Raw genomic sequence first — 13,921 nt, forward strand, 5'->3', positions numbered from 1 at the left:
CGGCGCCGTCGTCACGTCTCGCCGAAACCGTCGTCGATCAGCGAGCGAAGCTCATCGAGCACGGCTGCGGCATCCGTCCCCTCGGCATCGATGCGCACATGCGCGCCCTGACCGACACCGAGCGCCATGAGTGCGACGAGGCTCTTCGCCGACACCGGGCCCTTCCCGGTGTCCAGATCGCGTACCTGCACCCGCGCGTCGTGGCGGGCCACCGTCTTCACGAACAGGGCGGCCGGCCGCGCGTGCAGGCCCGAAGGGTTGCGCAGCACGGCCTCGAAGGACGCGGTCCCGCGCGGCGCCGGATCGTTCGAGGCGGGCTCGGGCGCGGCGGGGGCGGCGCCCGCCACCCCCTCGACATGCGTGAGCTTGGCCTCCAGGGCGCCACGGGCCTCGGTCTCGACGTCCTCGAGCGACGCGCCGGAGCCTGCGCTCACCACGGCGGCGATGAGCCCCTCGACGAACGGTCCGGCGCTCAGCCGCACCGGGACCGTCGAGGAACGGAACTCGAGCGACATCTCCGCGCTCAGGATCGCCGACCCGAGGTCGGTGACCACCAGCACGCCGTCGGGGGATGCCGCCTCGTCGATCGCCGCGGCGATGGCGACGGCATCCGTCCCCGTCGCCCCGCCTGCCGCCCCGGCGGCGACGCGGATGCGGGGCGGTGCGTCGCCGGCCATCTCGGACGCCAGGTCCACGGCGGCGATCGCGAGCGCGGGGGAGTGCGACACCACGACGATCCCGATCATGTGAGACCGTCCAGCGCGTCGGCGAGCGCCCGGAACAGCAGCGCCGTGGACGCCGCCCCGGGGTCGAGGTGACCGGCGCTGCGCTCGCCGAGGTAGCTCGCCCTGCCCTTGCGTGCGACCAGCGGGATGGTGGCGTCGCGGCCCGCCACGGCGGCCGTGGCCGCAGCCTCCGCCGTGCCGGAGACGGTTTCGCCACGCGCGACCGCCTCGTCCCACGCGTCCACCGCGGGCGAGAGCGCGTCGACCATGGTCTTGTCGCCCAGCTCGGCCCTGCCGCGGGCCACGATGCCGTCCAGGCCCGCACGCAGCGCGGCGCCGAGCTGGGAGGCGTCCAGCGCGGGGGCGTTGCCCGCGCTCATGCCGAAGCGGAGGAAGAACGTGCCGTAGAGCGGACCGCTCGCCCCTCCGACGCTCGTGACGAGCGTCATCCCCGCGGACTTGGTGAGATCGGCCACGCCCCCGGGCTCCGCGCCGTCGAGCGCGGCGACGACCGCGTTCATGCCGCGCACCATGTTGGCGCCGTGATCGGCATCGCCGATGACGGAGTCCAGCTCGGTGAGCTCGGTCTGGTGCTCGGTGACGAGGGCGCCGAATCGACGCAGCCAGTCGGCCAGGAGTGCGGTGGTGATGTCGCTCATGCTGTCGTCGACCTCTCTGTCAGATGCCCCAGCGCAGGCCGGGAGTACTGACGGGAGCATCCCACAGCCCGAGGATCTCGGCGTCGGCGCGGACGACCGTGAGAGAGGCCCCCGCCATGTCGAGACTCGTGATGTAGTTCCCCACGAGCGAGCGCGCGATCGAGACGCCGGCGGCCTCCAGGAGCGGTGCCACCTCGCCGTAGAGCAGGTACAGCTCGATGAGCGGGGTGCCGCCGAGACCGTTCAACATCACGATGGCGGGCCCGGTGGACGGGTCGTCGTGGAGGATCGGGTCGACGAGCATCTTGGCGACCTCGTGCGCCGAGGCCAGCGGGACGCGGTGACGGCCCGGCTCGCCGTGGATGCCGACGCCGACCTCCATCTCGTCCTCCGGCAGGTCGAACGTCGGCTTGCCGGCCGCGGGCACGGTGCAGCTGGTGAGGGCGACGCCCATCGACCGTCCGGCCGCGTTCACCTTCTCGGCGAGGGCGACGACGGCGTCGAGGTCGTAGCCGGCCTCGGCGGCGGCGCCGACGACCTTCTCGAGCACGACGGTCGTGCCGACGCCTCGCCGGCCGGCGGTCCACGTCGAGTCCTCGACGGCGACATCGTCGTTGACGACGACCGACGCGACCCGCACCCCTTCGGCGGCGGCGAGTTCGGCCGCCATCTCGAAGTTGAGCACGTCGCCGGTGTAGTTCTTCACGATGTGGAGCACTCCCGCGCCGGAGTCGACGGCGACGGTCGCGGCGAGCATCTGGTCGGGGGTGGGCGAGGTGAAGACCTCTCCCGCGCACGCCGCGTCCAGCATCCCCATGCCGACGAAGCCGCCGTGAAGGGGCTCGTGACCCGACCCGCCTCCCGAGATCAAGGCGACCTTGCCGCCGCGCGTCGGGACGCCGCGGTAGATCACGCGATGGTCGTGGTCGACGCGCAGCTCGGGGTGCGCGGCGGCGACGCCGCGGAGGGACTCGGCGAGCACGTCGGCCGGGTCGTTGATGAACTTCTTCATGTCACGCTCCTTCTCGGGTTCAGGATGCCGGGGTCTCGACGGCGGCCGCCACCGGTGCCGCGAGCGCGCGGTCGACCGCGGTGTGGGCGACCACGCCGAACAGGAGCGCGGCCACGATGCCGCCGAGGATCTCGGCGGTGAGGTAGACCGGCAGCTGCTCCCACGCCACCGTGCCGCCGGCGAGCTGCTGCACGAGCATCGGGCCGATCGTGCGAGCGGGGTTGATGGACGCCCCGGTGACCGGTGCGACCGGGATGATCGCGGCGAAGACCACGAGGCCGATCGCCAGGCCCGCCCAGCCGGGGGCGGCCTTGCGGTAGATGACACCGAACACCGCGAACACGAGCAGGAACGTGCCGACGAACTCGGCGACGAACGCCTGCCCCCACGGGGTGTCTGGTCCGTATGCGGCCACGCCGAGACCGAGGTCGCTCGCAGCCTGGCCCATGACGGCGATGATGAGCCCTGCGCCGGCGATCGCTCCCAGCACCTGCGCGGCGATGTAGGGGAGCACCATCGACCACGGGAACTTGCGGGTCACCGCCAGGCCCAGCGTGACGGCCGGGTTGATGTGGTTGCCCGAGACGTAGCCGAAGACGTACACCGTCACCACGACGATGAACGCGAACGACAGCGAGATGAACCCGAGATCGGCGCCGGTGAAGGGCGCGTCGCCGCGGGCGAGCGCCAGCGCCGGCACCGAGCCGACGCCGACGAACACGAGGAAGGCGGTGCCGAGGAACTCCGCGGCCAGTTTCTGCCACAGCTTGTTCTCGTCGTCCATGACGTTCTCCTTTGAACTGAAGGGACTCTGAATCGAAGTGCATTCGATAATGTCGAATATGTCGCGACAAAACTGTCGTGTCAAGCATCAATACGTGAATGCAGTAGGGTTCACTCACGACGCGATCGCAGTGAAGGGGGCGCGGATGATCCAGTCCATCGACCGGGCGGCTCGCATCCTCGCGAGTCTGCAGGGCGCACGACACCTCGGGATCACCGAGCTGTCGGCGATCCTCGACCTTCCGCCGTCGACCGTCCACGGACTCGTCAAGTCGCTGCAGCAGCACGGTCTCGTCGCCAAGGAACCCGGGACGAACCGCTACATGCTCGGTCCCGCACTGCTGAAGCTCTCCAACGTCTACCTCGACACGCTCGACGTGCGCGCCCGCGCCATGCGCTGGACCGCCGAGCTCGCGCGCCGGACGGGGCTGGCCACGCGACTGGGCGTGCCGCTGTTCGACGAGGTGATCGTCATCCATCACAACCGGCGTCCCGACGGGTCGGAGCAGATGCCCGAGATCGGCGTGACGATCCCGGCCCACGCCTCGGCGCTCGGCAAGGTGCTCCTGGCCTTCGACCCCAATCTGGCCGAACCGCTGCTCGCGTCGCCGCTGCGCAGCCTCACCGGCTCGACGGTCACCGATGCCGCCAGCATGGCCGTGCAGCTCGCGCAGGTCGTCGAGCGCGGCATCGCGCACGAGGAGGACGAAGCGGTGCTCGGCGAATCGTCGATCGCCGCCCCGGTCGCCGACCGGTCGGGTCAGGTGGTCGCCGCGGTGGCCGTCGTGATGCCCTCGTCGGAGTATCCGCCGGGTGACACCGTGCTCAACGACCTGCGCGAGACCGCACGCAACATCTCGCGCGAGCTCGGGGCGACCACATGGCCGCCTCCGGTCGCGCCGCGCGCCGACGAAGCCTGATCAGGCGTCGGGGAAGGCCGGACGCAGGGGATCGGATGCCGGAGTCTCGTCCTCCGGGTAGGGCACCGGCCAGTGGGGCTCGGGCACGGGCCAGCCCGCGTCCCGCAGGGCCCGGCGCGCCAGTTCCCGGGCCGAGTAGGGCGTGCGGACGCCGCGGATGTCGCGGTAGTCCTGGTGTCCCGGTCCTGCCCACAGGATCGCGTCGCCGTCGCCGACGAGCGCCACGGCCTCGACGATGGCGCGCTCGGGCGGCGAGAACTCGAGGATCTCGGCATCCGGCTGCTCGCGGCGGGCTCCCTCGAGGAGCGTGGCGCGGATCGAATCGGGATCCTCGTGGCGCGGGTGGTGGTCGGTGATGACGAGGATGTCGCTGCCGACCACACCGGTGCGGCCCATGTCGTGCCGCTTGGTGGCGTCGCGGTCGCCGTCCGCGCCGAACAGCATCACCACCTTGCCGGGGGTGACGCGGCGGACGGCCGCCAGCGTCTTCTCGAAGGCGTCGGGGGAGTGACCGAAGTCGACGTACACGGCGGGGCCGGTCTCGCCCGAGACGAGCTCGGTGCGGCCGGGCAGGTACGCGTCGATGCGGCTGCCGTCCAGCGCCGCGACGAGGCGGTCCCAGGAGTAGCCGCCCTCGAGGATCATGACGATCGCGAGGCCCGCGTTGGCGGCCATGTGCCGGCCGATCACCGGGACCAGGGTCGTGAGCGTACGGCCGTCGCGGGCGGTGAGGCGGAACTCGGTGCCCACCGGGCGCTCGTCCAGGATCTCGACGACCCAGTCGGCGGCGGCCGCGGCCTCAGGATCGGACGCGAGCGCGGGCGTGCCGACCGTGACGGTCGGCACCTCGCTGCGCGAGACGACCTCGGCGCCGTTCTCGGAGTCGATGCACACCACGGCGCGGCGCGAGCGGTCGGCGCGGAACAGCGGCAGCTTCGCCTCGAAGTACTCGCGCATGTCGGCGTAGTCGTCGAGGTGGTCGTGGGTGAGGTTCGTGAAGCCCGCGACGTCGAACACGATGCCGTCGACGCGACGGCGGCTCAGCGCCTGCGCGCTCACCTCGACCGCGACGGCCTCCACACCGCGCTCGCGCATGAGGGCGAGAAGGGCGTGCATCTCGTACGCCTCGGGCGTCGTCAGCCGCGACACGATGATCTGCCCGGCGATGTGGCGCTCGGCCGTGGAGGACAGGCCGGTGGTCACGCCGAGCTGGCCGAGGATGCCCTCGAGCAGGTGCGACACACTGGTCTTGCCGTTGGTGCCGGTGGTGCCGAAGAGCGTCGGCAGGTGGTCGTCGCGGCCGGTGCTGTACACCCAGGCCGACAGGTCGCCCAGCAGTCCGCGCGGGTCGTCCACCAGGATCACGGGCAGGCCGCTCGCGGCGGCGACGTCGGCTCCGGCGGCATCCGTCACCACCGCGACGGCGCCCTTCTCGGCGGCCGCCGCGGCGAACTCCGCGCCGTGGCGGTTCACGCCCTGCACGGCGACGAAGACGTCGCCAGGGCGCAGGTCGGCGGTGGCGAGGGTGACTCCCGTCAGGGCGACACCCGCGACCTCACCGCGGACGTCGACGGCGAAGCGCGCCGCGAGGTCCGCGAGGTAGTGGGTCGGCGGCGCGTCGGGGCGGAGTACCGGGGGCAGGTTCGAAGGCGCGTCGGTCGGCATGGCGCATCCATCTTCGCATGGCGCCCGACCAGTCGCCCGCGGCCCGAGGCGCCCGCGGCGCGGGAGGACGGACGTCCTGGACGACCCCTCGGGTCCAGGACGTCCGTCCGCTTCCGTGCTCGGCCGGCGCACCGTGACGTGTCGTCGCGTGCGCCGGTCCGGTCGGGAGTGCCGGATCGGTGGATCAGGCCCTGCGCCGACCGCGCACGAGCACGACCACCAGTGCCGCGATCCCCGCAGCGAGGCCGCCGGCGGCGAGCCAGCGCGCGACAGGGTCGGCAGCGGGGGCGGATGCCGTGTCCTCGGCGTCCGCGTCGGCCTCTCCGCCGGCGTGGTCGGCGTGGTCGTCGTCTGCTGCGGCCTCGTCGGCGATGGCGCCCACCGCCACGACCGGGGCCGGGCTGTCGAGGTCGTGCTCGTCCTCGCCGTTCTCGGCGATCTGGGTCCACGCCGTCTCGCCGACGACGCACGTCTGCGTCACGGGGAACGCGACCGACGTGTCGGCGGTCGCCTCGGTGAACAGCACGTCCATCGAGACGGCGGCCTTCAACCCGTTCTCGATCGGCGCGTCGGGGGTGAACACGACGCGGGTCGGCACTCCGTCGGCCCCGAGATCGCGGGTGATCGTCCAGCCGCCCTGCACGACGGGCGTCGCGTTGCCGACCCCCTCCGGGATGTCGATCGCGAGGGCGGACGTGGGGGATTCGTCGCAGCCGTGCGAGAACGAGAAGGTCAGCGTGCTGGTGCCGCCGGCCGATGCGGTGCCGGGGTCGACGTGGACATGGGCGGAGGCCGCCAGCGGTGCTCCGATCGCCAGGGCGATGCCGGCGGTGGCGCCGATCGCGATGCGGCGGGCGCGGGAGGAGCGGGATGCGGTGAAGGTCATGATCGTCTTTCGTCTGTGTGGTCGTTCGTCGGCGCGGGCAGCGCCGATCGAGGCGTGGCCGCGGAGCGCGCGCACGCAGGAGAACCCGGCCGCGTCTGGGGCGGGGCCGGCGAGGGTCGCGGCGCGAGGTGCGCCGCTCAGACGACTGCGGGCGGTCCGCGCCTCGACAGGTCGGACAGCGCCGTGGCGAGCGCGGCACGGACGGGGGCGGTGTCGGGAACGACGAGCCGCGGCATCGGCGGGCGCGGAGCGAGGTCGCGTGCATGCGTGAACAGCGAACGGATGCCGCGGCCCAGGGCGCGCAGCATCCGCTCTCCGCCGTACAGCGCGGCGACCGTGGCGATCGCGGCGAGCAGGTGACCGGCGAGCATGGGGGCGTCGGGGAGGACGACAGCGCCGCCGGCGCCCCCGAGGTCCGTCACGTGGTGCCCGTGCTGTGCGGCGGGGTCGGCGTCGGCCGTGATCGCGAAGGCGGCGTGGAAGAGCGTCTGGCTCGCGAGCACCGTCGCGGCGACGCGCCATGCGGACAGCCGCCGCCCGACGAGCAGGACCGCGAAGGGCGCTGCGAGGATGCCGACCGCCGCGACGAACGCGGGCGACGGGGCGCCCCCGCCGGCGAGGGTGTGCGCCGTGGCGGCGGCGACGGTCGCGATCCACGCGGCACCGGTGCCGCGCAGCGCGCGCACGTGGCGTGGGGTCACGGCTCCTCCTCGGGTCGAGCGTAACGGGAGGTGAGGACCCCGTCCCGCAGGACGACGGCACGAGCGGTCACACCCAACTCAAAGCCTGGCGCGGGTACCGTGAACGTGTGGATGTCCTCGCGTTCGTCATCGGCGTCGTGCTCATGGTCGTGGGCCTCGCCGTCTCGATCGCGCTGCACGAGCTCGGCCACCTGTGGCCGGCCAAGAAGTTCGGTGTGCGCGTCGGTCAGTACATGATCGGGTTCGGCCCGACGCTCTGGTCCCGCCGCATCGGCGAGACCGAGTACGGGTTCAAGGCGATCCCGCTCGGCGGCTACATCTCCATGGCCGGAATGTATCCGCCCTCGCCCGCGATGAGCAGGAGCAGCAGGGCCGGGCGTGCCGGCGGCGGTTTCTTCGCCACGATGGTGCAGGACGCACGCGACGCGAACGACCAGACGCTCGAGGGCGACGACGACGCCCGCGTCTTCTACCGCCTGCCCGTATGGAAGCGCATCGTCGTGATGCTCGGCGGGCCGTTCATGAACCTCCTGTTCGCCGTGGTGCTGTTCGCGATCCTCGCCACCGGGATCGGCGTGCAGACGGCGACCACCACCGTCGCCCGTCTGTCGGAGTGCGTGCCGTCGACGTCGACGAGCCAGTGCGCGCCCTCCGACCCGCAGACCCCTGCCGAAGCCGCCGGCATCCGGCCCGGCGACACCATCGTGTCTATCGACGGCGAGCCGGTCGCGGACTTCGCCGAGGCGTCGGCGATCATCCACGCTTCGCCCGGCGAGCAGCTCACCTTCGTGATCGAGAGGGACGGCGCGGAGCAGACCCTCACGGTGACCCCGGCGACGATCAAGACCGAAGTGACCTCGGCGGACGGCACGACCACGACCCAGGAGGTCGGCTTCGTCGGCATCGGCCCGACCTCGGAGTTCGTGTCGCAGCCGATCTGGACCGGCCCCCAGCTGGCGCTGCAGAACGTCGGCGCGGTCGCCGGCATCATCTGGCAGCTGCCCGCGAAGGTGTGGGACACCGGGGTGAGCCTCGTGACCGGCGGCGAGCGGGACCCCAACGGGCCGCTCAGCATCGTGGGCGCGGGCCGGTTGTCGGGAGAGGTCGCGGCCGCGGACTCGCCCGTGCTCAACCGGGTCGCCGGCTTCCTTTCGCTGCTGGCGTCGCTGAACATCGCGCTGTTCGTCTTCAACCTGATCCCGCTGCTGCCGTTGGACGGCGGCCACGTCGCCGTCGCGCTGTGGGACGGGCTGAAGCGGGCGTGGGCGAAGCTGTTCCGCCGTCCGCCGCCGAAGCCGGTCGACGCGACCAAGCTCGTGCCGGTGACCTTCGTCGTCGTGATCGCGCTCATCGCCATGGGAGCGGTGCTGGTGATCGCCGACATCGTCAACCCCGTCCAGCTCTTCTGATCGCGGGCTCCCGCGCCGCTGCGGGAGGAATTCCGTCAGGCCTGTCGAAATCGGTCTTGCCCGTTCGCTGAGGGGGTGAAACGGTTCCACTGACGGAAGGACGACACCGTGAAGTACGTGATCATGTTCACCTCGACCCCTGAGCTCGACGCCGCGGTTCCCGAGGAGCGCCGTCAGGAGGTCTACGGGCGCATCTACGAGTGGTTCGGCACCAACGCCGACCAGATCGACGACTCGGGTGCGGAGCTGCACCCGGTCAGCACCGCGACGACCGTCCGCTCCGGCGAGGACGGGCCGATCGTCGCCGACGGGCCGTTCTCGGAGGCCAAGGAGGTCGTCGGCGGGTTCAGCATCATCGACGTGCCCGACCTCGACGCGGCGATCGCGCTCGTGAAGACCTGGCCGTCGTTCGAGTTCCCCGGCGTCGCCGTCGAGATCCGGCCGATGGTCGTCGACTACAGCCAGTTCGACCAGTGACAGAGCCGGATGCCGTGTCCCCGGCCGACCCGGACCGCTCCGGGCGCGCCGGGGGCACGGCATCCGATCGCCTGCTCGCCGCCGTCGTGCGCGAGGAGTCGGCCCGCATCACGGCGGCGCTCACCGTGTCGTTCGGCAGCTTCGACGTCGCGGAGGAGGCCGTCGCGCAGGCGGTGGAGGAGGCGCTGCGCGAGTGGCAGGTGCGCGGCATCCCGCCCAAGCCCGGCGCCTGGCTCACGCAGGCGGCGCGGCACAATGCCCTCGACCGGGTCCGGCGCGAGCGCGTGCTGCGCGACAAGGTGGCGCTGCTCGGCCCGCCGTCCGCCGGGGACGGCGTCGCCGCGGCGGACGAACGTCTTCCGCTGCTGTTCGGGTGCTGCCACCCGGCGCTCGCGCCGGAGTCCCAGCTCGCACTGACCCTTCGCGCGGTGTGCGGCCTGACCACGGCGCAGATCGCGCGGGCCACGTTCTCGACCGAGTCGGCGACGGGGCAGCGGATCTCGCGAGCCAAGCGCAAGATCGCCGACAGCGGCATCCCGCTGCGCGTGCCGGAGGGCGCGGATGCCGCCGCGCGGCTGGACCTGGTGCTCACGATCGTGTCGGTCATGTACAGCGAGGCGCATTTCGTGGCGGGGGCGGACGCCGCCGCCGACCGCGACCTGGCCGATGACGCGCTGTGGCTGGCCCGTGTCATCGCGGTCGCCCTGCCACGGGAGGCCGAGGCGTGGGGACTGCTGGCGCTGCTGCGGTTCCATCGCGCGCGCGAATCGGCACGGTCCGTGGACGGCGAACTCGTGCTGCTGGCCGACCAGGACCGGTCACGATGGGATGCCGCGCTCCTCGCCGGCGCACGCGACGCGCTGGGACGGGCCGCACGTCTGCGCCGCCCCGGGCGGTGGCAGCTGCAGGCGGCGATCGCGGCGTGCCACGCGGATGCCGCGGACGCGGCCTCCACGGACTGGCTGCAGGTGCTGACGCTCTACGACATGCTGCTGGCGTACGACCGCTCGCCCGTGGTGCGCCTCAACCGCGCGGTCGCGCTCGCCCGCATCGACGGCGCCGCGGCGGCGCTCGTCGAGGTCGACGCGCTCGAGCAGGCGCTGGCGCGCTCGCACCTGTGGCACGCCGTGCGCGCGGCGATGCTGCGCGACCTCGGCCGCGATGACGAAGCCCTCGCCGCCGACCTGAGGGCGCTGGAGCTCACCGCGAACGAGGCCGAGCGGCGCCTGCTCGCTGCGCGCGCCGCACGCTGAGCCGCGGCATCCGTCCTGCCGGAGGATCAGGCGGGGACGGGGGAGAGGGCCTGCGTGACCAGGCGCTCCAGCGTCGTCATGCCGTCGCGCGACAGGATCGACTCCAGGTGCCCCTGCACCGAGGCGAAGCCCGGTCCGCGCAGCGCGTACACGTCTCCGGCGGCATCGGCCGCGACCTCCGCCTCGCCCACGCGCGTCGTCCCCGCCGGGACGCGGGCCGTGAAGGTGTTGTAGAAGCCGATGGATGCCAGCATCCCGAACACGTCCACCGACTTCTGCAGTCCCTGGTGGGGCGCGTCCAGCGGCGCCAGGCCGATGCCGAAGGTGTCGGCGAGGATCTGGTGGCTGAGGCACACCGCGAGGATCGGGCGCCCGGCGTCGCGGCGGCGCGCGACGACCTCGCGCATGCGGCGGATGCGCGGGCTCGCCGCATCCCGCGGGTCGCCGGGGCCGGGGCCGGACACCAGCAGCTCGGCGTCGTCGATCTGCGCGTCGGTGACCTCGCTCCACGGCACGATCTCGGCGTCCAGTCCGAGGTGACGCAGCTGGTGGGCGAGCATCGTGGTGAAGCGGTCCTCGGCGTCGACCACGAGTGCCGAACGGCCCGCGAACGGTCCGGGCTCGCCGGTGCCCTGCGGGTTGAGCCAGAACTCCGCCAGCCGGGAGTTGCGCGAGGCCAGCAGTGCGGCGATCTCGGGATCGTCGGCGAGCAGGCGCGGGGCCGAGGTCGGGGCGTCCTCGTCGATGGCGTCCCTCGCCGACTCGGCAGCCGCGTCGCGCGGCACGGCGCCGATCGCGCCGAGCACGCCAGCGGCCTTGCCGTGCGTCTCGCCGACCTCGCCGTACGGGTCGGAGTGGCGCACGAGCGTGGCGCCCACCGGGACGCGCAGCCGGCCGTCCTGGAGGTAGGCGGTGCGGATGAGGATCGGCGCGTCGAGGTCGTGCGTCGCCTCGCCCGCCGACAGCGTCACCCGAGGCGTGAAGAGTGCCGCGACGCCCGAGTAGTAGCCGCGCGGCGTCGTCTCGTGGCGCGAGATGACGGTGCAGGCGTTCTGCATGGGCGAGCCGGTCACGGTGGGCGCGAACATCGTCTCCCGCAGGATGTCGCGCGGGTCCAGCCTGCTGCGCCCCCGCAGCACGTACTCGGTGTGGGTGAGCCGCGACATCTCCTTCAGGTGCGGCCCGGTGATGCGGCCGCCGTCGGAGCAGACGGCGCTCATCATCTTGAGCTCCTCGTCGACGACCATGAACAGCTCCTCGGTCTCCTTGGTGGAGCGCAGGAACTCGCTGAGGGTCTCGGCGGTCGCGCCGCCGGCGGGGTGGCGGAACGTGCCCGAGATCGGGTTCATGGTCACCACGCCGTCGCGCGCGCTGACGTGCGCCTCGGGGCTCGCGCCGACGGCGACGTGGCCGGGCGTGACCACCGCGAACGTCCAGTACGCCCCGCGCTCCTGCGACAGCAGCGCCCGGAACCAGGTGAGCGCGGCGGTCACGGCATCCGTCGCCACGCCCGCCGTGAAGTCGCGGCGGATGACGAAGTTGGCGCCCTCGCCGCGTCCGATCTCGTCGGCGATGACGCGCCGCACGATGTCGGCGTAGTCCTCGTCGGCGATGTCGAAGCCGGCGTCGTCGAGGGTGACGGGCGCTGTCGGCAGCAGGGCGAGCACCTCGTCGCGGGGGAGCGTCGCACGGTCGGCGACGATGAGGCAGCGCAGCGGCGCTGCGTCGTCGTGGCACTCGAACCCACGCTCGCGCACCTGCCGGAACGGCACCAGCGCCAGCACTTCGCGCGGCGCGCCCGCCTCGTCGACGAGCGGGATGTCGGCGAGCAGGTCGACGTCGACGACGTCTCCGGTGAGCACCTCGACGGTGCTCTCGTCGCGCGCGATGAGCGCGAACGGGGGGATGCCGGACGAGGGCGTCGCCTCGTCGTGCAGCGAGGCGAGCAGATCAGCGGCTCGGGGACCGACCTCGGTCATCGATGGGCCTTCCGTGTCTGTCGGGGCGGGGCCCCGGTGTCATGCACGCGCAGACAAGAAGACCGCCCCGGGGGCGGTCTGTGCAGGAAACGCGAACACACCGCCTAGAAGGCGGGCCACCAGGAGCGGTTCGCGAGCATGCGGTCACGATAGCAGACCGCACGGGCCGCCTCCGGCCCCATGACGCGCCGGCGCCTGGGGTTCGCGTGCACCGGAAGGAGAGCGGATGCCGCGGCCCTCGGCATCCGCTCGGCCTTCCCGCAGCCCGCCCCCCGCCGCCGCGCGTAGGCTGGGGGCGTGCCAGCCGTGAATCTCGGGATGCCCAAGGTCCCCGAAACGCTCGCCCCCCGCCGCAAGAGCCGCCAGATCAAGGTGGGCAAGGTGCTGGTGGGCGGCGACGCTCCCGTGAGCGTCCAGTCGATGACGACGACGCCGACGACGAACATCAACGCGACGTTGCAGCAGATCGCCGAGCTCACCGCCTCCGGCTGCGAGATCGTGCGCGTCGCTGTTCCTTCGCAGGACGACGCCGACGTGCTGCACATCATCGCCGCGAAGAGCCAGATCCCGGTGATCGCCGACATCCACTTCCAGCCGAAGTACGTCTTCCAGGCCATCGACGCCGGCTGCGGCGCCGTGCGCGTGAACCCGGGCAACATCCGCAAGTTCGACGACCAGGTGGGCGCGATCGCCGCCGCGGCCAAGGCCGCCGGGGTGTCGCTGCGCATCGGCGTCAACGCCGGCTCGCTCGACAAGCGGCTGCTCGAGAAGTACGGCAAGGCGACGCCCGAGGCGCTCGTCGAGAGCGCCGTGTGGGAGGCATCGCTCTTCGAGGAGCACGACTTCCACGACTTCAAGATCTCGGTCAAGCACAACGACCCGATCGTCATGGTGAAGGCCTACCGGCTGCTCGCCGAGCGGGGCGACTGGCCGCTGCACCTCGGCGTCACCGAGGCCGGGCCAGCCTTCCAGGGCACGATCAAGTCGGCGACGGCCTTCGGCATCCTGCTCGCCGAGGGCATCGGCGACACCATCCGCGTGTCGCTGTCGGCGCCGCCGGCCGAAGAGGTCAAGGTGGGCCACCAGATCCTGCAGTCGCTGAACCTGCGCGAGCGCAAACTCGAGATCGTCTCCTGCCCGTCGTGCGGCCGTGCGCAGGTCGACGTCTACACGCTCGCCGACAACGTCACCGAGGGACTCAAGGACATGACCGTGCCGCTGCGCGTCGCGGTCATGGGCTGCGTCGTGAACGGCCCCGGCGAGGCCCGCGAAGCCGACCTCGGCGTCGCGTCGGGCAACGGCAAGGGCCAGATCTTCGTGAAGGGGCAGGTCATCAAGACGGTCCCCGAGTCCGAGATCGTGGCCACGCTCATCGAAGAGGCGAACCGCATCGCCGATGAGATGGGACCGGACGCCCCCCTCGGCACCGCGCAGGTCGTCACGTCCTGACGG

Annotated in this window: 13 protein-coding genes; 5 read left to right on the forward strand and 8 right to left on the reverse strand. The window is 72.4% G+C overall.

The window, feature by feature from the left end:
* Positions 1-11: 11 nt before the first annotated feature.
* Genes AC1DDU_RS13415 through AC1DDU_RS13430 form a run of 4 tightly spaced genes read right to left on the reverse strand, consistent with a single transcriptional unit; the run spans position 12 to position 3,180 of the window.
* A complete protein-coding gene (locus tag AC1DDU_RS13415; protein ID WP_477434878.1) occupies positions 12-746 on the reverse strand; it encodes an HPr family phosphocarrier protein in 735 nt (244 codons plus the stop codon).
* The gene (gene dhaL, locus AC1DDU_RS13420; protein ID WP_477434880.1) at positions 743-1,384 is read right to left on the reverse strand and encodes a dihydroxyacetone kinase subunit DhaL; all 642 of its coding nucleotides are present in this window, start codon (positions 1,382-1,384) and stop codon (positions 743-745) included. Before dhaL ends, AC1DDU_RS13415 begins: the two co-directional genes overlap by 4 nt.
* A gap of 19 nt (positions 1,385-1,403) precedes the next feature.
* Entirely contained in the window at positions 1,404-2,396 is a 993-nt protein-coding gene (dhaK, locus tag AC1DDU_RS13425) for a dihydroxyacetone kinase subunit DhaK (RefSeq protein ID WP_477434882.1), read from the reverse strand.
* Positions 2,397-2,415: 19 nt separating this feature from the next.
* Complete coding sequence (locus tag AC1DDU_RS13430; protein ID WP_477434884.1) at positions 2,416-3,180, reverse strand: MIP/aquaporin family protein; 765 nt, start codon at positions 3,178-3,180, stop codon at positions 2,416-2,418.
* 145 nt (positions 3,181-3,325) lie between these two features.
* On the opposite strand from AC1DDU_RS13430, the gene AC1DDU_RS13435 reads away from it, so the two are divergent.
* Positions 3,326-4,099, forward strand: a complete 774-nt coding sequence (locus tag AC1DDU_RS13435; RefSeq protein ID WP_477434886.1) for an IclR family transcriptional regulator — start codon at positions 3,326-3,328, stop codon at positions 4,097-4,099.
* On the opposite strand, the gene AC1DDU_RS13440 is transcribed toward AC1DDU_RS13435, so the two are convergent.
* The 3 genes from AC1DDU_RS13440 to AC1DDU_RS13450 all read right to left on the reverse strand — a co-directional run bounded on the left by AC1DDU_RS13440 (position 4,100) and on the right by AC1DDU_RS13450 (position 7,351).
* Positions 4,100-5,764, reverse strand: coding sequence for a Mur ligase family protein (locus AC1DDU_RS13440; RefSeq protein ID WP_477434888.1), 1,665 nt, complete (start codon positions 5,762-5,764; stop codon positions 4,100-4,102).
* A 184-nt stretch (positions 5,765-5,948) separates the two neighbouring features.
* Positions 5,949-6,650, reverse strand: a complete 702-nt coding sequence (locus AC1DDU_RS13445; RefSeq protein ID WP_477434890.1) for a YcnI family copper-binding membrane protein — start codon at positions 6,648-6,650, stop codon at positions 5,949-5,951.
* 137 nt (positions 6,651-6,787) lie between these two features.
* Complete coding sequence (locus AC1DDU_RS13450; RefSeq protein ID WP_477434892.1) at positions 6,788-7,351, reverse strand: hypothetical protein; 564 nt, start codon at positions 7,349-7,351, stop codon at positions 6,788-6,790.
* A 107-nt stretch (positions 7,352-7,458) separates the two neighbouring features.
* Here AC1DDU_RS13450 and AC1DDU_RS13455 point away from each other — a divergent pair, with 107 nt between their 5' ends.
* From AC1DDU_RS13455 to AC1DDU_RS13465, 3 genes are all read left to right on the forward strand, one after another.
* Positions 7,459-8,760, forward strand: coding sequence for a M50 family metallopeptidase (locus tag AC1DDU_RS13455; RefSeq protein WP_477434894.1), 1,302 nt, complete (start codon positions 7,459-7,461; stop codon positions 8,758-8,760).
* 108 nt (positions 8,761-8,868) lie between these two features.
* Positions 8,869-9,237, forward strand: coding sequence for a YciI family protein (locus AC1DDU_RS13460; protein WP_477434896.1), 369 nt, complete (start codon positions 8,869-8,871; stop codon positions 9,235-9,237).
* Between the two features lie 14 nt (positions 9,238-9,251).
* A complete protein-coding gene (locus AC1DDU_RS13465; protein ID WP_477434898.1) occupies positions 9,252-10,490 on the forward strand; it encodes an RNA polymerase sigma factor in 1,239 nt (412 codons plus the stop codon).
* Between the two features lie 26 nt (positions 10,491-10,516).
* Here the strand turns inward: AC1DDU_RS13465 and AC1DDU_RS13470 are convergent, their stop codons facing one another.
* Complete coding sequence (locus tag AC1DDU_RS13470; protein WP_477434899.1) at positions 10,517-12,469, reverse strand: anthranilate synthase family protein; 1,953 nt, start codon at positions 12,467-12,469, stop codon at positions 10,517-10,519.
* Between the two features lie 297 nt (positions 12,470-12,766).
* Here AC1DDU_RS13470 and ispG point away from each other — a divergent pair, with 297 nt between their 5' ends.
* Complete coding sequence (ispG, locus tag AC1DDU_RS13475; RefSeq protein ID WP_477434901.1) at positions 12,767-13,918, forward strand: flavodoxin-dependent (E)-4-hydroxy-3-methylbut-2-enyl-diphosphate synthase; 1,152 nt, start codon at positions 12,767-12,769, stop codon at positions 13,916-13,918.
* Positions 13,919-13,921 lie beyond the last annotated feature (3 nt).

The organism is Microbacterium sp. 05T445, from assembly GCF_056395865.1.

Coding starts and splice junctions, on each gene's coding strand:
- AC1DDU_RS13445 (WP_477434890.1), bottom strand. CDS start 6,650: ATGACCTTCACCGCATCCCGCTCCTCCCGCGCCCGCCGCATCGCGATC.
- AC1DDU_RS13435 (WP_477434886.1), top strand. CDS start 3,326: ATGATCCAGTCCATCGACCGGGCGGCTCGCATCCTCGCGAGTCTGCAG.
- AC1DDU_RS13470 (WP_477434899.1), bottom strand. CDS start 12,469: ATGACCGAGGTCGGTCCCCGAGCCGCTGATCTGCTCGCCTCGCTGCAC.
- dhaK (WP_477434882.1), bottom strand. CDS start 2,396: ATGAAGAAGTTCATCAACGACCCGGCCGACGTGCTCGCCGAGTCCCTC.
- AC1DDU_RS13415 (WP_477434878.1), bottom strand. CDS start 746: ATGATCGGGATCGTCGTGGTGTCGCACTCCCCCGCGCTCGCGATCGCC.
- AC1DDU_RS13440 (WP_477434888.1), bottom strand. CDS start 5,764: ATGCCGACCGACGCGCCTTCGAACCTGCCCCCGGTACTCCGCCCCGAC.
- dhaL (WP_477434880.1), bottom strand. CDS start 1,384: ATGAGCGACATCACCACCGCACTCCTGGCCGACTGGCTGCGTCGATTC.
- AC1DDU_RS13430 (WP_477434884.1), bottom strand. CDS start 3,180: ATGGACGACGAGAACAAGCTGTGGCAGAAACTGGCCGCGGAGTTCCTC.